This window comes from Nonomuraea sp. NPDC050310, from assembly GCF_040655795.1.
Taxonomy (GTDB): Bacteria; Actinomycetota; Actinomycetes; order Streptosporangiales; family Streptosporangiaceae; genus Nonomuraea.
Window position 1 is genome coordinate 1 of the sequence record NZ_JBFAKP010000023.1, and the last position, 18,714, is coordinate 18,714.

Consider the following 18,714-nt stretch of genomic DNA (forward strand, 5'->3'; position numbering starts at 1 on the left):
ACCGACGAGAGCTCGTTCTACCTGGGCATGAGCTACCAGATCAACACCGAGGGCCTGCTGCTGGCCAGTGTGATCATCGGCTCGCTGGGCGCGCCCCTCAACCTCCCGTCCAACCAATGCGGCGAGGGCCGGCGTCGGTGGGGGATGATCCGGTGCGGTGGAGAAGGGGGGTCGGCGAGCCTCAGGACTCCAACTGCCGCAGAAGGTCACGAGCGGTCGCCACAGCGTCCTCGGCCCCCAAGGCCTCGAACCGTTCCACAGCCTCCCCGCAAACCCGCAGTGCCTCCCCCTCCCGCCCGAGCGCGGCCAGATACCGCGCCCGGTCATATAGGACGACGGCCTGCTCGAAGGGGTCCTCGACCACGACGTTCACCGAAATGGCCAGCGCCCGCTCAGGGTCCCCGCCCCAGAAGGACGACAACGCCGCCCGCCGCGCCATGACCCCCGCGGTCTCGGGGTCGTCCTCGCGATACCGCTCGGCGGCCAGCGCGAAGTACCGCGCCGCCTCCTCGTCCCGGTCGACCTGGTCGAGGAGGCGCGCCGCCATGTCAGCGGCCCGCGCCGACTGGAGGGCGGTCGGGTACAGGGACACGAGCTCCTGGAACCCCTCCAAAGCCACATCGACGTCCCCAAGCTGGTGCAGGGCGTGGGAGCGCGCCCAGCGGGCCTGGTTGAGCGCCTCGGTCTCCTCGGGGTCGATCATCGCCAGCGCCTCCTCGGCGGCGACGGCGGCTTCGGCCGGACGGCCGCTGTCGAGGTAGGCCGAGGCCAGGTCGGCACGGGTGAAAGCGGCCCGCTCACGCTCGCCGACGGCGGTGAAGAGCGCGACGGCCTCGATGAGGTCCTCGGCCGCCTCCTCGCCCCGCCCGATCCCGAGCAGCACCTCGCCCCGGGCCGCGTGCGCCAGCGCCCGCAGCCGCGGCTCGCCGCGGACGGCGAGGGCGTCGCCGTAGGCCGCCAGCAGCTCGTCCAGGTCGCCGCCGTACCCCTTGCCGATCAGGTACGCGAGGAGCATGGCCGCCTCGGCGAGCGGCACCGCCGCCCCCTCGGCCTTGAGCGCCCGGCAGGCCCGGCGGGCGGTCTCCAGCGCCTGCGCGGGCGCGTACTCGCCCTGGACCTGGGCGAGCAGCAGCAGCGCGCCGCCGTCGTCCTGGCCTTCCAGCAGTGCCGCGGCCTCCCGCACCGACCCGTCCTGGGCCAGCATCCGGGCCATCCGGCGCAGCGAGCCGCCGCGCTGGCGGGGCGTGCCGTACTCGCTCAGATACGCGTGCACCCGCTCGGCCAGCTCGCGGTCGCCGGTGAGCTGGGCGACCCGGCCGAGCGACGCCTGCCCTTCGGCGGGGTCCTCGTGCTGCTCGGCCGCCGCGCGCCAGTGCCGCTCGGCCGCCTCACGGTCGCCCTGTACGGCTGCCGCCAGCCCGAGCCCGTCGAGGCGGCGGGCGGTCAGCGGCCCGCCCACGGCGTCGTAGCGCTCCCAGGCGGCCAGCGCGCCCTCCACGTCGCCGCGCTCCCAGGCCTGGTGCGCGGCGTCCATGAGCTCTTGCGGCGACCCGCCGCGCACGACCGGCGCGGGCGGCTGCGGCGTGGGCCGGCGCGCGTGCGGCACCAGCGGCACGTACTCGGCGATCGGCTCGGCGGCCAGCCGCGCCTCCAGCAGCGCGCCCTGCTCGCCGGTGCCGTTGCGGGTGTCGAAACGGGCGGCCAGCTCGCGGGCGCGCGCCTCCAGCCCGGCGGCCCGCGGGTCGGGGTGGCCGAGCTCCGCCAGCCGGCGCAGCAGCAGCGCGGCGCAGCCGGTGAACTCCAGCGCCGCCCTGGGCGAGGGCGCGCGGTCCAGCAGCGGCAGCTCGCGCTCCAGGATCTCCAGCCCGCGCGACTCGTTGCCGGACAGCGCGCAGAACTCCAGGTGCCGCCCGATCTCGGCGAGGTTGTGCACCTTGCCGGCGATGATCCGGTAGGCGCGCTGGTGGGCCGCGGCGGCCTCGGCGTGCCGTCCGGTGCGCAAGTAGGGCAGCAGCAGCTCGGTCAGGATGTCCTGCGGCTGCTCGGTGCAGGTCAGCTCGCCGGCCAGCACCGGGGCGGCCAGCTCGACCGCCTCCTCGTCGCGGCCGAGCCACACCAGGTGGGCGACCTTGCCGCTGGGGTCGCAGCCCACGCAGTCCGACAGCTCGTCGCGGGGCGTCGTGCACCACAGCCGGTAGTGGTGCTCGGCCTGCTCCCGGTCGCCCAGGTGCCGGGCCAGCGCCGAGCGTTGCGCGTGCACCGCGTGCGGGCCGTGCCCGGCCAGGACGTAGCGGCGTTCCATGTCGTCCAGCACGTCCAGGGCGCGGCGCAGCGGCACCTCGGGGAAGCTGCGGGTGTCGCCGGCGATCCACTTGAAGTGCCACAGGAGCGTGTCGGCCGCCTCGCGGCCGTAGCGGCCGGGCTCGGCGTCCAGGGCGGCGACGTTGCGGGAGAAGACCGCGAACGACTTGCCGGGCTCGCCGCCGTGCTGGTAGGCGCCGGTGAGGGCCAGGCGGGCGTCGAAGAGCCGCTCGGGGTCGCCTTCGGCCTCCGCCTCCTTGACCGCGCGCTCCAGCAGGATGGTCCTGGCCTCGCCGTACGGCAGGCCGTAGGCCTCGAAGAGGAGCTCTTCCGAGGTCATGCTCACTTCACCGCCCAGTCGAGGAGGCCGAGGAACGAACGGTTGAGCGCCGCGGTGTCGGCCGGGCGCAGGGGGTGGTGGCCGTGCAGCAGCGCCATGCCGTACAGGGCCTCCACCGCGGTGGCGGCGAGCTCGGGGTCGAGCCCGGCCAGCCGGCGCACCAGCGGGTTGCGGTGGTTGAGGACCAGGCGGGGCCGCTCGGCGGTGCGCTCCAGCGCGCCGAGCACGTCGGCCCACAGCTCGTCGGCCTCCTCGCGCGCCTGGCGCAGTTCGGCGGCCTGGTCGGCGGCGCGGCTGGTGACGTAGAGGGCGGGCAGCGAGGCCGGGTCGTAGTCGCGCAGCACCGCCTCGCAGCCGAGCGGCTCCAGGGCGCGGGCCGCGGCGGCCAGGAACGGGCGGGCGGCGAGCTCGGCGGCGGGGTCCACCGGGGCCAGGCGCGTGGTCAGCTCGGCCGGGTCGAGCGGTTCGATGCGGGCGTCGAGCCTGGCCAGGCCGCGCAGGATGTCGCCGTCGTAGACGTAGCCGCCGTTGACCAGGGCCACGCCCTGGGCCTGGCAGACCGCCGAGAGCTGGCGGAACTCCTCGACGCTGGTGGTGAAGCGGCCGCGCGGGTGCCGGGTGCGGAACTGGGCGAGGGTCATCGGCCCGTCGCTGGTCTCGTACTCCAGCCAGCCGTCCACCAGGCGCAGCAGGTCGTCGTCGTGCAGCGCCAGGGCCTTGACGCCGAGCGCGTGCAGGCGCAGGAAGCCGCGCAGCGCGGCGGGGTCGGTCTCGGCCAGGCGCACCAGCCAGTCGCGCACCTGCCGGCCGAGCTGCTCGCGCACATGCTCCAGCAGGTCGTCCTCGTAGAGGGCCTCGCGGCTGGCGGTCGGGCGCAGCTCGCCGGCGTCCACGACGCAGCGGGCGAAGAAGGCCCATTCGGGCAGCAGGCCCTCGGCGCGCTCGGTGAGGAGCATGCGCTTGAGGTAGACGCGGTGCGCGGCGCGCACGCCGGGGCCGGCTCCGGCGGGCAGGATGAAGGCGACGCCGGTCAGGCCCGCGCCGGGCACGTCCAGGTCGAGCACGTCGAAGGGGGTGAAGCCGAAGGTCTGCCGGCCGTACTCCAGGAGGCGGTGGCGGCGCTCGGCGGGCGACTCGTCGGCCTTGGCCCAGGGCAGGGCGGGCTCCGTGGTGCGGCGGCCGTTGACCGTCACCTCGATCGGCAGCAGCGAGCCGTACAGCCGGGCCAGGTCGGTCACGGTGGCCTCGCTGACCCATTCGTCCGCGCCGGGCCGCACCCGCAGGGTGACCGTGGTGCCCGTCTCCTCGCGGGTGGCGGGCTCGACGCGGTAGGTGCCGTCGTCGCGTCCGGTCCAGCCGACCGCCTGGCCGCCGCGCGCCGAGCGGGTCTCGACCTGGATCTCGTCCGCGACCAGGAATCCGGACAGCAGGCCGATCCCGAACTGGCCGAGGAACTCGTGGCGGGCGAAGCCCAGCTCGTCGCGCTTGGAGGAGCGGCCGATGGTGGCCAGCAGGGTGTGCACCTCGTCCTCGGTGAGCCCGATGCCGCTGTCGTGCACCCCGATCGTCCCGGGGCTCACCTCGATGCGCACCCGCGCCGGCGCGGCCGGGTCGAGCGCGCGCCGGGCGGTGATCGCGTCGGCTCCGTTCTGCAGGAGCTCTCGCAGGTAGACGCGGGGGCTGGAGTACAGGTGCCGGCTCAGCAGGTCGACGACTCCACGCAGGTCGACTTGGAACGCATTCTCCACCCGGGTCACCATAGTTCACATAAGGGACAAGCTCTCGCGTAATTCGGCCGCCCCGAGGAAGTGCACCCCGGTCAGGCCGGCCTTCTCCGCGCCCTCGACGTTCTCCAGCCGGTCGTCGATGAAGACGATCTCCCTGGTCCCGAGCTCGTCCGCCAGGTGGTCGTAGATGGCCCGGTCCGGCTTCACCAGGCCCAGGTGGGCGCTGTAGAAGCGGCGGTCCAGCGCGGAGATCCACGGCAGCCGGTCCCAGGCCTCGGCCAGCTCGGCGGGCGCGTTCGACAGCAGCCCGAGCGGGACGCCCCGGTCCTGGAGCTCCCGCATGATCGCCAGGGTGCCCTCGTTCGGCCTCGACCAGCTCTCGGCGTCGAGTTCCACCAGCCGGGCGTTCTCCTCCTCGTCCACCGGGCGGCCCAGCACCAGCTTCCAGTACTGCGGAGCCGTCAGGTCACCCCGGTCGAAGTCGAGGCGGTGCTCCCAGTAGGCCTGCTCGAAGCTCTCGGGGTCGGCGCCGGCGAGCTCGGCGATGGCGTGGTTGTCGGCTCGCGACTGGTGCAGGGAGATGACGTTGCCGTAGTCGAACACGATCCACTTCATGCCAGATATGGTCGCAGGTGGTCGTTGAGCACGCCGCACCCCAGGTACTTCTCCACCGTGTGGAAGTCGAGCCAGTCGAGGTTGACGAGCTGCTCCAGGTCGACGCCGGTGAAGCAGCCGGCGAGCTGCGGCGGGATGGCGGCGATGTCGTGCCGGTCGGCGATGTTCACCCAGCGCCGCACCCCCTTGGGCCGCTCGCCCCGGCCGTTGATCGGGGCCGGCAGCAGGTGCTCGAAGACGACGTTGCGCATGCCGAGCGGCGAGCCCAGGGTGATCAGCAGGTCGACGTCGAGGTCGGGGTTGGCCCACAGGGTCTCGTAGGTGACGACGCTGCCGAGCGAGTGGGCGATCACGACCTTGGGCCGGTTCCGGCGGATGACCTCGGCGACGGTGGCCTGGCAGTCGGCCCGGCGGGCCTCGTCGGTCAGGTAGGTGGCCACCTCCGGCACGAAGCGCAGGGCGAAGGCGGCGGCGGCCGGGCGGCGCAGGAGCCAGCCGGTGAAGGCCGACAGCGCCCCGGTGAGCTGCTCGCCGAGGCCGGCCTCCTTGGCCCAGCTCACGAAGAAGCGCTGGGTGCCGGCGTCCATGCGCTCCGGCGGCACCGGGGTCTCGTCGTCGCCGTCGTCGCGGCCGTCGCGCAGCAGGTGCGCGAAGTAGGCGACCTCGGTGATGTAGGCGGCCTCGCGGCTGCCGGCCTTGCCCAGGGCGGCGTGCAGGTAGCGGTCCCATTTCAGCCGCATGGCGTCGGCCGCGCCGGTGGCGGAACAACCGGCCGCCTTGTAGTACTTGTACTTGCCGATCCCGTGTACGCCGACGATGGCCCCCACGGCCACTCCCCTCGCCCTGTTCTGGTGTGCCCGTGATCATGGCATCAGCCGATTGCAGCCGGCTTAACACGAAATTTCGTTGCGCGAGGCATAGGTCGCCCGGATACGGTGACACTCGCATTCAGGAGGAGGAACCACGCCATGTCCGGCCCGCTGCACGTCACCGACTCGGTCGTCATCCCCGACGCCGAGCTCGCCTGGCGTTTCTCCCGTTCGTCGGGTCCCGGCGGACAGGGCGTCAACACCACCGACTCCCGCGTCGAGCTCATCTTCGACCTCGCGGCCAGCACCGCCTTCCCCGAGCCGCTCAAGGCCCGGGCGCTGGCCCGGCTCGGCACGCCGGTGCTCACCGTCGTCGCCTCCGAGCACCGCTCGCAGTTGCGCAACCGGGAGGCCGCCGCCATGCGCCTGGCCCAGCGGCTGCGCGAGGCGATCGCCCCGCCGCCCAAGCGCCGCCGCGCCACCAAGCCCAGCAAGGGCTCCGTCGAGCGCCGGCTGACCGCCAAGAAGCACCGCGCCGACCTCAAGCGCCTCCGCGGCGCCCCGTGACGACCGCAAGGTGACCCCGCTCCCCGCCGACAACCACGTGCACAGCGAGTGGTCGTGGGACGCCCCCCCTGGCGTCCATGATCGGCGCCTGTGCTCGCGCGGTGGAGCTGGGCCTGCCGGCGCTCGCCTTCACCGAGCACGTCGACCACACCGTCTGGACGGTCGACCTCGGCGCCCTGCACGGCACTGACCACCTGCTCCGGCTGAGCGGTCCCGACGGGCGGCTGACCCCGCCGGCGTTCGACGCCGAGGGGTATCTGGCGGCGGTGGCCGAGTGCCGTGAGCGGTTTCCGGGACTGCGCATCCTGAGCGGGCTGGAGCTGGGCGAGCCGCACTGGCATGCCGCCGCCATCGCGCCCGTCCTGGCGGCGGGGCGGTTCGATCGGGTGCTGGGCTCGTTGCACTGCCTGCCGGACGGGGACGGCTTCGCCGAACCGCCCGGTCTGTACGGTCACCGGGATCCGCAGGAGGTGGTCCGGGCGTACCTGGCGGAGATTCCGCGGCTGGTGGGCGGGAGCGACGTCTTCGCCGTGCTGGCGCACGTCGACTACCCCCTGCGGTACTGGCCCGGGGAGCCGGTGGAGGCGGGGGCGTTCGAGGAGGAGTTCCGGCACGCCCTGCGGGCCACCGCGCGGGCCGGGCGGGCGATGGAGGTCAACACCTCCCGGCCGTTGCGGCCGGAGCTGGTGCGGTGGTGGCGGGAGGAGGGCGGGCGGGAGGTGTCCTTCGGCAGCGACGCCCACGAGCCCTCGGGGCTGGCGCGGCGCTTCGGCGAGACGGCCGATCTGGTCGAGGCGCACGGGTTCCGGCCGGGGCGGCATCCGCACGATCTGTGGGCCCGCTGACCGGTCAGGGGGCGGTGACGCCGGTGAAGAAGGAGCGCAGGAGCAGGCGGGCGTGCCCGAGCATCGCCGGGTCCCCCTCGCGGCTGCCCTGGAAGGCCAGGCGGAGCGCCACCCCGGTGACCTCGATGGCCAGCCGTACCACCCGGAGCGGGTCGGGCAACGGCGGCAGCCCGGCCTCCTCGACGGCGAAGCCGTACAGCCGCTCGGCCAGGATGTCGCCGCCGCCCTCGCCCTGCCCGGGCGGCAGGAAGGAGGCGCCGCCGGGCCGGGTGTCGGCGAAGTCGACGACGGTGAAGCCGGGCACGGTGCGGCGCATCGCGGCGGTCTCCTCGACGACGATCTCGGCGGCGCGGGGCCAGGTGAGGCCGGGCTCGGCGGCGGCGCGGCGGCGCAGCCGCTCCAGGAGCAGGTCGAGGTTGCGCAGGGCCAGGGCGCGCAGCATGCCGGCCTTGCCGTCGAAGAACTGGTAGACGGTCGCGCCCGGCACGCCGGCGCGGCGGGCGACCTCGGCGGTGGCCAGGGCGTCGAAGCCGACCTCGTCGAGCAGTTCGGCGCAGGCGTCGAGGATGCGCTCGACGCGTTCGATGCTGCGCTGCTGGACCGGTGTCCGCCGTACGCCGGGAATCTCCACCCGGTTAACATAACACCGTTAACATAACACCTTGTCATGTTCTACCGTGGTGCTCCCCGAGGAATGGAGTTCCGGTGTCGCGTGAGTGGTGGCGCAGCGCGGTCGTGTACCAGGTCTACCCGCGCAGCTTCGCGGGCGGCGGCCGGGAGGGCACGCTCGCCGGCCTGCGGGCGCGGCTGGGCCACCTGGCCGGGCTGGGCGTGGACGCGGTGTGGCTCACCCCGTTCTACCCCTCGCCGCTGGCCGACGGCGGCTACGACGTGGCCGATCACTGCGGCGTGGACCCGCGCTACGGCACCCTGGACGACTTCGGCGCGCTGGTGGCCGAGGCCGGGGCGCTGGGCATCCGGGTGATCGTCGACATCGTGCCGAATCACTGCTCGGCCGAGCACCCGTGGTTCCGCCAGGCCCTGGCCGCGCCGCCGGGCAGCCCGGAGCGCGAGCGGTTCGTCTTCCGCGACCGGCCCAACAACTGGATCTCCAAGTTCGGCGGCCCGGCCTGGAGCCAGGCTCCCGACGGGCAGTGGTACCTGCACCTGTTCGACGCCGCCCAGCCGGACTGGAACTGGCGGCACCCGGACGTCGTCGCGCTCTTCGAGCGCACGCTGCGCTTCTGGCTGGATCGCGGGGTGGCGGGCTTCCGCATCGACGTGGCGAACATGCTGTTCAAGCAGGAGGGCCTCCCGGACGTGGCCGCGCCGGGGCTGACCCCGTTGCGGCCGGAGGCGGGGGCGACGCCGTACGAGAACCAGCCGGAGCTGCTGGAGCTGTACCGGTCGTGGCGGAAGATCCTCGACGGCTACCCGGGCGACCGGACGACGGTGGCGGAGATCTGGTTCGACGCGGCGGAGCACGCCGAGCCCTACCTCGGCGGCGACGGCCTGGCGCAGTTGTTCGACTTCCGGCTGATGCCGTGCCCGTGGGAGGCGGCGGCCTTCCGCGCGGTGATCGACGACTCGCACCGGCTGGCCCGGCGCAGCGGCGGGTCGATCCCGTGGGTGCTGGGCAACCACGACGTGCCGCGCATGGTCACCCGCTTCGGGATCGACCAGGACCTGGTCCGGCAGCCGACCGCCGAGGTGCTGCTGGGGCAGGTCGAGGTGGACGTGGCGCTGGGCACGCGGCGGGCGCGGGCGGCGGCGCTGCTGCAACTCGCCCTGCCCGGGTCGGCCTACCTCTACCAGGGCGACGAGCTGGGCCTGCCCGAGCATCTGGCGATCCCGGCGGAGCGGCGGCAGGACCCGATGTTCGAGCGCACCGGGCGGGCCTTCATCGGCCGCGACGGCTGCCGCGTCCCGCTCCCGTGGTCGGGCGAGGCCCCGCCGTACGGCTTCCCGGCCGGCGACTCCCCCGAGCTCGGCACCTGGTTGCCGCAGCCGCCGGGCTGGGGGCCGCTGACCGTGGCCGCGCAGGAGGCCGATCCCGGCTCCACGCTCGCCCTCTACCGGCGCGCGCTGGCCGAGCGCCGCGCCCACCCGGCGCTGGGCGACGGCGACCTGGAGTGGCTGGACCTGGGCCCGGACCTGCTGGCCTTCCGCCGCGAGCCCGGCTTCACCCTGGTCACCAACTTCGGCCCCGGCGCGGCCGAGCTGCCCGCGCACGAGGCGGTCCTGCTGGCCAGCGGCCCGCTCGACGGCTCGCTCCTGCCCGCCGACACCACCGTGTGGCTGCGATGATCGTCTCGGCCGGGCGGCTGTGGCTGCTCACCACCGCGAGCAGCGGCTATGTCGTCCGCCTCGACGCGGACGACACGCCGCGCTGCGCCCACTGGGGCCCGCCCCTCACCCTCGACCAGGCCCGCGACCTGCCGCCGGGCGCGGAGGAGCTGCCGGTGGAGGGCGGCGAGCGCTTCGGCGTGCCGGCCCTGCAGCTCCGGTACGCCGACGGCGTCCGCGGGGCCGAGTGGCGCTTCCTGGGTGAGGAGCTCGACGGCGAGCGCCTGGTCCTGCGGCTGGCCGACCGGCACTACCCGCTGGAGATCGGCCTGCACTACCGGCTGCGCGGCGAGGTGCTGGAACGGCACACCACGCTGGTCAACCACGGCGACACCCCGATCACGCTGCTGCGCTGCGACTCGGCCGCGTGGAGCCCGCCGGGGCGGGAGGCGTGGCGGCTGACGCACGTGAGCGGCGAGTGGGGCGGGGAGTTCCGGCTGCGCCGTACCCCGCTGCCGGTGGCCGAGACGGTGCTGACCAGCCGCCGCGGGCACAGCGGCCACGAGGTCAACCCGTGGCTGATGCTGGACGCGGGCGAGGCCACCGAGGCGCACGGCGAGGTCTGGAGCACCGCGCTGGCCTGGAGCGGAAGCTGGCGGATGACGGTGCGCCGCGAGCACGGCGGCGGCCTGACGTGGAGCGGCGGCCACGGCCACGACGGCCTGACCTGGCGGCTGGAGCCGGGCGGGCGGGCCGAGACGCCGGTGTTCGCCGGCGTCTACTCCCCCGACGGCTTCGGCGGCGCGAGCCACCGCTGGCACGACTACCTGCGCGACGACCGGCTGCGGCCGGTGGTCTACAACTCCTGGGAGGCGACCGGGTTCGCCATCTCCCCCGGCCAGCAGCTCGCGCTGGCCGAGCGGGCCGCCGCGCTCGGCGCCGAGGTCTTCGTGGTGGACGACGGCTGGTTCGCCGGCCGCTCGAGCGACCGCGCCGGGCTGGGCGACTGGCACGCCGACCCCGGACGCTTCCCCGACGGCCTGGAGCCGCTGGCCGACGCGGTGCGGGCGCTCGGCATGGGCTTCGGCCTGTGGGTGGAGCCCGAGTCGGTCAACCCGGACAGCGAGCTGGCCCGCACCCGCCCCGAGTGGATCCTGGGCCAGCCGCACCGCCGCGCCACCCAGGTCCGCAACCAGCTCCTGCTGGACTTCTCCCGCGACGAGGTGGCCGAGTGGGCGCTGGGCCGGCTGGACCACCTGGTCGGCCGGTACGGCGTGGCGTTCCTGAAGTGGGACATGAACCGCCCGGTCACCGAAGCGGGCGACGACGTCTGGATCCCCTACATCCGCAACGTGTACGCCGTCCTCGACCGGCTGCGCGCCGCCCACCCGGGCCTGCTGGTCGAGGGCTGCGCCAGCGGCGGCGGCCGGGCCGACCCGGGCATGCTGGCCCGCACCGACCAGATCTGGACCTCCGACAACACCGACGCCGCCCAGCGCCTGGCCATCCAGCACGGCTACGGCCACCTGTACCCGGCCGCCACCATGGGCGCCTGGGTGACCGACAGCCCGAACGCGCAGACGGCCAGGATCACCCCGCTGGCCTTCCGCTTCCACGTGGCCATGGCCGGCGCGCTCGGCCTGGGCGGCGACCTGCTGCGCTGGAGCGAGCAGGAGCTGGCGGAGGCGGCCGGCCTGGTCGCCCGCTACAAGGAGATCCGCCCGGTGATCCATCGGGGCCGGCTCGACCGGCTCGGCGAGCACGCCGTGCAGTACAGCCACGAGGACCGGGTCGTGGTCCTGATCCGCCGGCCGAGCACGCTGCTGCCCGCCACCGCGCCGGTACGGCCGCGCGGCCTGGAGCCGGGCGCGGCCTACCGGGACGAGGACACCGGCGCCGTGCACCACGGGGCCGTGCTGCTGAGCCACGGCCTGCCCCAGCCCCTGCCCTTCGACGCGACCAGCACGCTGACCCGGCTGCGCCGCCTCCGCTGACCACCCGCCGAGCCAGGAAGGCCGTCATGACCCACGAGCGCGAGATCACCGAGCCCGTCGACCTGTGCCTGCCCGGCGGCCGGCTCAACCCCGAGGCGGTGGGCTGGACGCGCCGGCCGCTGCACCGGGCGAACCTGCGCGGCTGGGGGCGGGGCAAGCGCTGGGAGTACTGGGGTCTGGTCACGCCCACGCACATCGTCGGGCTGGTCGCCTCCTCCCTCGACTACGCCGGCGTGCACGGCCTGTACGTGCTCGACCGGGCGAGCGGGCAGGAGCGTTCGGCCGACGCGGTCGTGCCGCTGGCCGCGGGCACGCGCTTCCCCGACCGCAGCGGCGCGGGCGAGGTGGCGGTGCGGGGCGGCGGGCTGGCGATCGGCATCCGGCAGGACGCGAACGGCACGGCGATCCGGGCCAAGGCGCCGGGCATCGAGCTGTCGGCCGAGGTGCCGCTGCCCGCCGGGCACGAGTCGCTCGGGGTGGTCGTGCCGTGGAGCGCCACTCGCTTCCAGTACACGGTCAAGGACGTCGGGCGGCCCGTGCACGGCGTGTTGCGGCTGGACGGCGTCGAGCACGCCCTGGACGGGTTCGCGGTGCTCGACCACGGGCGGGGACGCTGGCCGTACTCGGTCACCTGGAACTGGGCGGCCGGCGCCGGGGACAGCGTGGCGGTGCAGCTCGGCGGCAAGTGGACCGACGGCACCGGCTCGACGGAGAACGCGGTGTTCGTCGGCGGCCGGCTGCACAAGATCGGCGCCGAGCTGACGTGGGAGTACTCGCGGCGGGACTGGCTGCGGCCGTGGCGCATCCACGGCGAGGGCGTGGAGGTGGACTTCACGCCCTTCCACGAGAAGGTGGCCAGGACCGACCTCGGGATCGTCGCCAGCGAGACGCACCAGTGTTTCGGCACCTTCTCCGGGCGGGTCCGTGCCGATGGGGGCTGGGTGGAGCTCGACGGGCTCACCGGCTGGGCCGAGGAGGCCCGCAACCGCTGGTGAACCCGCCTCCGGGGTCAGCCGCCCTGGGTGTAGATGGTCTTCCAGCGCGAGCACTTGTTCACCGGGCGCTTGGAGGTGCCGCGGCAGGCCATGGCCTTGATCTGCAGCACCCCGCCGACGCTCTTGCGGAAGGTGCCCGAGCCGGTCTGGCAGTTGTAGACGCCGTGCGTGCGCCAGCGGCCGTTCTGCGAGCTCATGTACTTGAGCAGCAGCCAGGAGCAGGTCTTGCCGTAGGAGTCGTCGAGGTTGCCGGTGACGACGAAGCCGGACTGGCCGACCGAGACCTTGCCCCAGGCCGTGGCCCAGCCGTCGGTGGACTGGATCTTGCCCCAGCGCCACACGGTCGGGTCCGCCGAGGCGGCGGGGGCGGACAGGCCGAGGGTGAGCAGGGCGGCGGCGGTCAGGACGCCGAGCGAGCGGGCGCGCATGAGGGGACTCCAGGATGGGACGGGAACGGGACCCGTCCAGGAATACGCCCGCTCGCTTGCGGCCCGCTTGGAGATGACTGCGCGGCAGGTCAGTAGCTGAAGGTGGTGGCCCCCTCGTCGCCGATCCACTCCCACATCGGCACCGTCCCGCCCAGCTCGGCCCCCTCGATCAGGGTGGTGCGGTCGAGCCGGCGCGCGTCGAAGCAGAGCGGGCAGACCAGGTAGGCGCCGCCCGCCTTGGCGTAGCGGGCCAGCAGATCGGCCAGCGGCGGGCAGCCGTCGCAGGCCACGCCGGTCGCGACGCCGGGCAGCGCGAGCCGGGCGGCCTCCTTGGTCAGGAACATCAGCGTCGGGCGGCCCTGCTCGGCCGCGCCGACAGCGACCAGGAAGGCCACGGTGACCTTCTCGGGATCTTCCAGCCCGGTGGTGAGGCTGATGACGGCCTTTCCGGCCATGGGCGTGCTCCTCTCTCCTCGCACTCGTCTCTCCTCGCACTCGTCGTGCTCCGCCCACTGTCCGGGTCCGGCGGGTGAACGACCGTGTGAGAGGTGCGCCACATTCGCGGGGATCCCGTCACGTCCGGCGGCCGGGAGCGCTCTCAGGTGGTGTTCGATGCAGCCGCCGGAAGGGGAACGACATGATCTTGGTGACCGGAGCGACCGGGACCGTCGGGCGCAGCGCCGTGGACCTGCTGCTGGAGGCCGGGCAGGAGGTGCTCGCCGGCACCCGCGACCCGGGACGGGCCGGCTTCCCGGAGGGGGTGCGTCCGGTGGCGGGCGAGGTGGCCGGGCTGAAGGCGGACCTGGCCGGGGTGAGCGGGATCCTGGTCAGCCCGCGGGCGGTGGGGCGCGACCTGCCGGAGCTGCTGGCGCTGGCCGCCGAGCACGGGGTGGCGCGGGTGGTGCTGCTGTCGGCGGCGACCGTCGTGCACCCGGCGGGCCGGCCCGAGTTCGCCGCCGCCTTCCGGGCCGCCGAGGAGGCGGTGCGGGCCTCCGGGGCGGACTGGACCCTGCTGCGCTGCGCCGACTTCGCGGCCAACGCCCTGGCCTGGGCCCCGCAGGTCCGCTCGACCGGCGTGGTCCGCGGCGCGTACGGCGGCGCGGCGACCTCGCCGATCCACGAGCGCGACCTCGCCGAGGTGGCCGTGCGGGCGCTGCTGGCTCCCGGGCACGCGGGCCAGGCCTACCTGCTCACCGGCCCGCAGTCGCTCACCCAGCGGGACAAGGCCCGGATCCTCGGGCAGGCGCTCGGCCGCGAGCTGCCCTTCGAGGAACTGCCGCCCGAGCGGGTACGGCAGGCGATGCTCGCCCAGGGCCTGGCCGAGGAGATCCCCGAGCGGCTGCTCGGCTCGCTGGCCGACCACGCCCGGCAGCCCGGCCCGACCACGGACACCGTGGAGCGGCTCCTGGGCCGGCCCGCGCTCACCTTCGCCGCCTGGGCCGCCGAGCACGCGGCGGCCTTCCGCGGCTGACCCCGGCTCACACTTGTCCGGGCCGCCTCGTCGGATCATCGAGGCCGCCGGGGACCTGCCCGGCGGCCGCTGACGAGAAGGAGAACGTGATGAGTTCGACCGATGCCGCGGTGCGGACGCTGCTGGCGAGCCGGGTCGAGGCCGCCCGGGTGAAGGACATCGATCGCCTGATGGCCCACTATGCCCCCGAGGTCGTCTACTACGACGCGGTTCCCCCGCTGCGGTTCGCGGGCACCGAGGAGGTCCGCCGCAACTTCCTGCGCTGGTTCGACGGCTACGACGGCCCGATCGGCCTGGAGACGCACGAGCTGACCGTCGCGGTCGGCGGCGACGTCGCCTTCGCGCACATGCTGCACCTCGACTCGGGCAAGCGCGCGAACGGGGTCGAGTCCTCGATCTGGGTCCGCTCGACCGTCGGCTGCCGGCGGGTGAACGGCACGTGGCTGATCACGCACGAGCACATCTCGCTGCCGATCGACATGGAGACGCTGCAGGCCTGGTTCGCGCCGGTGGACTGAGGCCGGTCGCCGGTCCCTGCCCGACGGCTCCTAGCCGAGGGCGCTCGAAGCCAGGGCGTCCCATTCGCGGTCGGGCAGGGTCCGGTTGAGCTCCAGCAGCCGGTCGGCCAGGTAGCCGACGGCGTAGCGGGTCTGCGGCCGGGCGGCTTCGGCCGCCTCGCGGATGACCGCGGCGACCTCGCCGGGGTCGGAGGCCGGCGACCCCTCGCCGAGCTGCGTCTCGCTCCTGCGCGCCATCGCCTCGGCCATGGCGCCGTAGGCGGTGCCGCCGGAGATCTCCCGCAGGTCGCCGGCGGTGTGGTCCTCGAACTCGGTCTTGATGATGCCGGGCTGGACGACGACCACGTCGATGCCGAACGGCGCGACCTCCAGCCGCAGCGTGTCGGAGTAGGCCTCCAGCGCGTGCTTGGAGGCGTAGTACCAGCAGCCGAGCGGGAGCGCGATCTCGCCGCCGACGGAGGAGACGTTGACGATCGTGCCGCTCCCCCGCTCCCGCATGTACGGCAGGGCGAGCTGGACCAGCCGGGCCGGGCCGTACAGGTTGACCTCGAACAGGTCGCGGGCCCGGTCCAGGGGGACGTCCTCTGCGGCGCCGTGCAGGACGGCGCCGGCGTTGTTGACCAGGACGTCGATCCGGCCCTGCTCGGCCACGACGGTGTCGATCACACGGGCCGGGTCGTCCGGCTCGCGCAGGTCGAGGGGCAGGATCCGGCCGCCCGCCTCGCTGATCGGGGCCATGTGCCCGAGACGGCGGGCGGCGCCGTAGACGATGTGCCCGGCGCGCAGCAGTTCGAGCGCCGTGGCCTTGCCGATCCCGGACGACGCGCCGGTGACGAGCACAACCTTCATGATCAGACCTCCATCGTGGTTCTCGCGTCGGTGAGCAGGCCGAGCAGGACCGCCTTGCCCGCGGCGAGCTGGTCCTCGTCCCCGGGGGGCAGCGCGCGGTCGATCATCCGCTCCAGCACGGTCAGCACCGCGGCGGGGGAGGGAACCTGCCCGCCGGGCGCGGCGCCGAAGGTGCGCCGGACGGCCGGGGTGAGCGCGTCGAGGACGTAGGCCACGGCCCGCACGTCGACGTCGGGGCCGACGGCTCCCGCCGCCTGCATCGCGCGCAGGAAGTCGTGGCTGCCGCTGATCTCCGGCAGGCGCTCGAAGACGCTGCCGCGCTTGCGCAGGTACTTGCCGAAGACGTCCTCGGCCCGGGCGACGACGGCCGCCGCCAGCGGCAGGTGCTCCAGCGTGCCGATCATGCCCCGGTAGACGGCGGCCACGCTGCCGGCCCGCGGGTCGGCCTCCAGGTGCTCGCGCCAGGCGTCGGCGTAGCGGCGCAGCGCGTCGCGGACCACCGCCTCGACGAGCTCGTCCTTGCTCTTGAAGACCAGGTAGACCAGCCCGCGGTGCAGGGCGACCGCCTCGGCGACGTCGGCCATCGTCAGCTTGTCGTAGCCGAGGCGCAGCAGCAGGTGCTCTGTCGCGTCGAGGATCGCTCGCGTGCGGTCCGGGTCGCTGGTGCTCACGTTCTCCAGATTGACATATTTGGTCAATTTGTCAAAACCCATAACGCTGGAGGCATGAGGACATAGCGATATTCGTCTTGGACGCCATGAAGGGTGCGGCCCGAAGGTGGATCGCATGACGAGAACTCCACCGATCGGGCTGTTCCGCGCGGTCGTGTCCGTGCACACCGTCGCGGCCTTCGCGCAGCCGGCGCTCGCCGGGGTCTACCTGAGCGGGAACATCGACGGGCTGACCTGGCACGCCCGCATCGCCGACGTGGTGTCCTACGCCGGCCTCGCCCAGGTGGTGCTGGCCGTGGTGGTGTCGGCGCGGACGCGGCGGCGGTGGCCGGTCGCGGCGTCGGCGCTGATCGTGGTGGCCGAGTTCGGGCAGTACGTGGTGGGGATGAACGGCCTGCTGTGGGCGCACCTCCCGCTGGGCGTCACCGTCGTCGCCGCGCTCGCCGTCCTGTTCACCGTCGTCTGGGTCCGCCCGCCGGCCCGTGCCCTGGTGGGCGTCGATGGCTGAACGGGCGGGCAGGTGGACGGGCAGGTGGGCGGGGGCCGAGGTGTCGCGCCGTCGCGTGTTCGAGATCGGCGGCAGCCTCGGGCTGGTCGCGGCCGGTGGGCTCACGCTCTCCGGCGGGCTGGCGCACCGGCCCGCGAGCACCGGCCGCGAGCTGCGCAGTGCCGTTCCGCTGCCCGAGCCGTACACCCTGCCCCTGCCGGTCCCCCGCGTCCTCAGCCCGGTCGCCACCGCCGGCGGCGCCGACCGTTACGAGATCACCCAGCGGGCGGTGACGGCGGAGATCGTGCCGGGCGTGCCGACTCCGCTGTGGACCTACGACGGCACCTTCCCCGGTCCGACGATCGAGTCCAGGCGCGGCCGCCCGGTCACCGTGCTGCACCGCAACGAACTGCCGGTGCCGACCGTGGTGCACCTGCACGGCGGCCGCACCCCGGCCGCCTCCGACGGCTACCCGACCGACCTGGTGCTGCCGCACGGTTGGCCGGACACCGGGCAGGAGCAGGAGCACGGGCAGGAGCACGGGCAGGAGCACGGGCAGGAGCACGGGCAGGGGCAGGGGCAGGAGCACGGGCAGGGGCAGGGGCAGGGGCAAGCGCACGGGCAGGGGCACGGCGGCCGGCACCCGGCGATGCACGACCCGCGCGCGGTGACCAGCCGCCTCACCCGCGAGTACACCTTCCCGCTCGACCAGCGGGCCGCGCTGCTGTGGTACCACGACCACCGGATGGACTTCACCGCACCGGCGATCTGGCGCGGCCTGGCCGGCCTGCACGTCGTGCGCGACGACGTCGAGGACGCCCTCGACCTGCCGCGCGGCGACCGCGAGCTGCCACTGATGATCACCGACCGGGCCTTCGCCGCCGACGGCTCGATGCCCTACCCGTCGCTCGACCCGCTGCTGCGCGGCCGGCCCGGGGTGAGCGAGCCCTTCTCGGCCGGGGTGCTCGGCGACGTCATCCTGGTCAACGGCGCCCCGTGGCCGGTGCACGAGGTGGACGCCGCCCGCTACCGGCTGCGGCTGCTCAACGCCTCCAACGCCCGCCACTACGAGCTCGAGGCCGTCGCCGCCGACGGCCGCCGTCTCGACCTCGTGCAGATCGGGGGCGACCAGGGCCTGCTCGCCGCTCCGGTGACGCACGCCCGGCTGCCGATCGCGCCGGCCGAGCGTTACGACGTGCTGGTCGACTTCGCCGGCCTGCCGGTCGGCAGCCTGGTCCGGGTGCTGAACCGGCTCGGCGTCGGGCGCACCCGCGATGTCATGGCCTTCCGCGTCGCCCGGACGGCCCGCGACACCTCCCGCCTCCCCGCGCGGCTCGCCGGGGACCTGCCGGAGTGGCGGCGCGACGAGGCGAGCGTCGTGCGGGACTTCTCCTTCCGCGCCGGGCACCTGGAGCACGGCCGCGGCTGGGTGATCGGCGGCCGGCCGTTCGACCCGGCCCGCACCGACGTCGCCGCCCGGCTCGGCGCGGTCGAGGTGTGGCGGCTGGTCGCCGACGTCCACCACCCGATCCACCTGCACCTGGCCGCCTTCCGGGTGCTCTCGCGCGGCGGCGGGGCGCCGCTGCCGCACGACGCGGGACTGAAGGACACCGTGGCGCTGCGGCCGGGCGAGTCGGCCGAGATCATCACCCGTTTCGACGGCTATCGCGGCCGGTACCTGTTCCACTGCCACAACGCCGAGCACGAGGACATGGGCATGATGGCCAACCTGGAGATCGTCTAGCGCGGAATTGGGCCTTCTCGGCTTGACTGCTTGGCCTCACCGTCGAGTCAGGCCTCATTCACACCCC

At 74.3% G+C, this 18,714-nt stretch carries 18 protein-coding genes; 9 read left to right on the forward strand and 9 right to left on the reverse strand.

All coding sequences use genetic code 11. From position 1 onward, the window contains the following. Positions 1-181 precede the first annotated feature (181 nt). Genes AB0I67_RS35515 through AB0I67_RS35530 form a run of 4 tightly spaced genes read right to left on the reverse strand, consistent with a single transcriptional unit; the run spans position 182 to position 5,810 of the window. Positions 182-2,641, reverse strand: coding sequence for a hypothetical protein (locus AB0I67_RS35515; RefSeq protein ID WP_357932988.1), 2,460 nt, complete (start codon positions 2,639-2,641; stop codon positions 182-184). Between the two features lie 2 nt (positions 2,642-2,643). Then, positions 2,644-4,389, reverse strand: a complete 1,746-nt coding sequence (locus AB0I67_RS35520) for an HSP90 family protein (RefSeq protein WP_357932991.1) — start codon at positions 4,387-4,389, stop codon at positions 2,644-2,646. Positions 4,390-4,404: 15 nt separating this feature from the next. Continuing rightward, on the reverse strand, positions 4,405-4,983 hold the full coding sequence (locus AB0I67_RS35525) for an HAD family phosphatase (protein ID WP_357932994.1): 579 nt from the start codon (positions 4,981-4,983) through the stop codon (positions 4,405-4,407). After that, positions 4,980-5,810 carry a hypothetical protein gene (locus AB0I67_RS35530; RefSeq protein WP_357932997.1) on the reverse strand — a complete coding sequence of 277 codons (831 nt, stop codon included), beginning with the start codon at positions 5,808-5,810 and terminating at the stop codon, positions 4,980-4,982. Before AB0I67_RS35530 ends, AB0I67_RS35525 begins: the two co-directional genes overlap by 4 nt. 141 nt (positions 5,811-5,951) lie before the next feature. On the opposite strand from AB0I67_RS35530, the gene arfB reads away from it, so the two are divergent. Then, on the forward strand, positions 5,952-6,359 hold the full coding sequence (gene arfB / locus AB0I67_RS35535) for an alternative ribosome rescue aminoacyl-tRNA hydrolase ArfB (RefSeq protein ID WP_357933000.1): 408 nt from the start codon (positions 5,952-5,954) through the stop codon (positions 6,357-6,359). A gap of 77 nt (positions 6,360-6,436) precedes the next feature. Beyond that, positions 6,437-7,204 carry a PHP domain-containing protein gene (locus tag AB0I67_RS35540; RefSeq protein ID WP_357933002.1) on the forward strand — a complete coding sequence of 256 codons (768 nt, stop codon included), beginning with the start codon at positions 6,437-6,439 and terminating at the stop codon, positions 7,202-7,204. Between the two features lie 4 nt (positions 7,205-7,208). Here the strand turns inward: AB0I67_RS35540 and AB0I67_RS35545 are convergent, their stop codons facing one another. Next, complete coding sequence (locus AB0I67_RS35545) at positions 7,209-7,835, reverse strand: TetR/AcrR family transcriptional regulator (RefSeq protein WP_357933005.1); 627 nt, start codon at positions 7,833-7,835, stop codon at positions 7,209-7,211. Between the two features lie 74 nt (positions 7,836-7,909). Here AB0I67_RS35545 and AB0I67_RS35550 point away from each other — a divergent pair, with 74 nt between their 5' ends. The 3 genes from AB0I67_RS35550 to AB0I67_RS35560 are packed head-to-tail and all read left to right on the forward strand — an operon-like array spanning position 7,910 to position 12,479. Next, positions 7,910-9,511: a glycoside hydrolase family 13 protein gene (locus AB0I67_RS35550; protein ID WP_357933007.1), complete on the forward strand. Its 1,602-nt coding sequence runs from the start codon at positions 7,910-7,912 to the stop codon at positions 9,509-9,511. Next, positions 9,508-11,484 carry an alpha-galactosidase gene (locus tag AB0I67_RS35555; protein WP_357933010.1) on the forward strand — a complete coding sequence of 659 codons (1,977 nt, stop codon included), beginning with the start codon at positions 9,508-9,510 and terminating at the stop codon, positions 11,482-11,484. The genes AB0I67_RS35550 and AB0I67_RS35555 overlap by 4 nt, the downstream gene beginning before the upstream one ends. Positions 11,485-11,510: 26 nt before the next feature. Then, complete coding sequence (locus AB0I67_RS35560; protein WP_357933012.1) at positions 11,511-12,479, forward strand: DUF2804 domain-containing protein; 969 nt, start codon at positions 11,511-11,513, stop codon at positions 12,477-12,479. Positions 12,480-12,493: 14 nt separating this feature from the next. On the opposite strand, the gene AB0I67_RS35565 is transcribed toward AB0I67_RS35560, so the two are convergent. Together AB0I67_RS35565 and AB0I67_RS35570 are read right to left on the reverse strand one after the other, a co-directional pair. Beyond that, complete coding sequence (locus tag AB0I67_RS35565) at positions 12,494-12,907, reverse strand: hypothetical protein (RefSeq protein ID WP_357933014.1); 414 nt, start codon at positions 12,905-12,907, stop codon at positions 12,494-12,496. A gap of 89 nt (positions 12,908-12,996) precedes the next feature. Then, entirely contained in the window at positions 12,997-13,362 is a 366-nt protein-coding gene (locus AB0I67_RS35570) for a hypothetical protein (protein WP_357933017.1), read from the reverse strand. 182 nt (positions 13,363-13,544) lie between these two features. Here AB0I67_RS35570 and AB0I67_RS35575 point away from each other — a divergent pair, with 182 nt between their 5' ends. Together AB0I67_RS35575 and AB0I67_RS35580 are read left to right on the forward strand one after the other, a co-directional pair. Beyond that, positions 13,545-14,378, forward strand: a complete 834-nt coding sequence (locus tag AB0I67_RS35575) for an NAD(P)H-binding protein (RefSeq protein ID WP_357933020.1) — start codon at positions 13,545-13,547, stop codon at positions 14,376-14,378. Between the two features lie 89 nt (positions 14,379-14,467). Continuing rightward, on the forward strand, positions 14,468-14,896 hold the full coding sequence (locus tag AB0I67_RS35580; protein ID WP_357933023.1) for a nuclear transport factor 2 family protein: 429 nt from the start codon (positions 14,468-14,470) through the stop codon (positions 14,894-14,896). Positions 14,897-14,926: 30 nt separating this feature from the next. On the opposite strand, the gene AB0I67_RS35585 is transcribed toward AB0I67_RS35580, so the two are convergent. After that, positions 14,927-15,745 (reverse strand): oxidoreductase, encoded by an 819-nt coding sequence (locus AB0I67_RS35585; protein WP_357933026.1) that lies wholly within the window; start codon positions 15,743-15,745, stop codon positions 14,927-14,929. A 2-nt stretch (positions 15,746-15,747) separates the two neighbouring features. After that, positions 15,748-16,416: a TetR/AcrR family transcriptional regulator gene (locus AB0I67_RS35590; RefSeq protein ID WP_357933029.1), complete on the reverse strand. Its 669-nt coding sequence runs from the start codon at positions 16,414-16,416 to the stop codon at positions 15,748-15,750. Positions 16,417-16,531: 115 nt separating this feature from the next. Between AB0I67_RS35590 and AB0I67_RS35595 the strand changes: the two genes are divergently transcribed. After that, positions 16,532-16,924 (forward strand): hypothetical protein, encoded by a 393-nt coding sequence (locus tag AB0I67_RS35595; RefSeq protein WP_357933032.1) that lies wholly within the window; start codon positions 16,532-16,534, stop codon positions 16,922-16,924. Further along, positions 16,917-18,647: a multicopper oxidase domain-containing protein gene (locus tag AB0I67_RS35600; RefSeq protein WP_357933035.1), complete on the forward strand. Its 1,731-nt coding sequence runs from the start codon at positions 16,917-16,919 to the stop codon at positions 18,645-18,647. Before AB0I67_RS35595 ends, AB0I67_RS35600 begins: the two co-directional genes overlap by 8 nt. Positions 18,648-18,714: the final 67 nt, after the last annotated feature.

Coding starts and splice junctions, on each gene's coding strand:
- AB0I67_RS35555 (WP_357933010.1), top strand. CDS start 9,508: ATGATCGTCTCGGCCGGGCGGCTGTGGCTGCTCACCACCGCGAGCAGC.
- AB0I67_RS35560 (WP_357933012.1), top strand. CDS start 11,511: ATGACCCACGAGCGCGAGATCACCGAGCCCGTCGACCTGTGCCTGCCC.
- AB0I67_RS35525 (WP_357932994.1), bottom strand. CDS start 4,983: ATGAAGTGGATCGTGTTCGACTACGGCAACGTCATCTCCCTGCACCAG.
- AB0I67_RS35580 (WP_357933023.1), top strand. CDS start 14,468: ATGAGTTCGACCGATGCCGCGGTGCGGACGCTGCTGGCGAGCCGGGTC.
- AB0I67_RS35600 (WP_357933035.1), top strand. CDS start 16,917: ATGGCTGAACGGGCGGGCAGGTGGACGGGCAGGTGGGCGGGGGCCGAG.
- AB0I67_RS35565 (WP_357933014.1), bottom strand. CDS start 12,907: ATGCGCGCCCGCTCGCTCGGCGTCCTGACCGCCGCCGCCCTGCTCACC.
- AB0I67_RS35575 (WP_357933020.1), top strand. CDS start 13,545: ATGATCTTGGTGACCGGAGCGACCGGGACCGTCGGGCGCAGCGCCGTG.
- AB0I67_RS35540 (WP_357933002.1), top strand. CDS start 6,437: ATGATCGGCGCCTGTGCTCGCGCGGTGGAGCTGGGCCTGCCGGCGCTC.
- AB0I67_RS35585 (WP_357933026.1), bottom strand. CDS start 15,745: ATGAAGGTTGTGCTCGTCACCGGCGCGTCGTCCGGGATCGGCAAGGCC.
- AB0I67_RS35570 (WP_357933017.1), bottom strand. CDS start 13,362: ATGGCCGGAAAGGCCGTCATCAGCCTCACCACCGGGCTGGAAGATCCC.
- AB0I67_RS35515 (WP_357932988.1), bottom strand. CDS start 2,641: ATGACCTCGGAAGAGCTCCTCTTCGAGGCCTACGGCCTGCCGTACGGC.
- arfB (WP_357933000.1), top strand. CDS start 5,952: ATGTCCGGCCCGCTGCACGTCACCGACTCGGTCGTCATCCCCGACGCC.
- AB0I67_RS35595 (WP_357933032.1), top strand. CDS start 16,532: ATGACGAGAACTCCACCGATCGGGCTGTTCCGCGCGGTCGTGTCCGTG.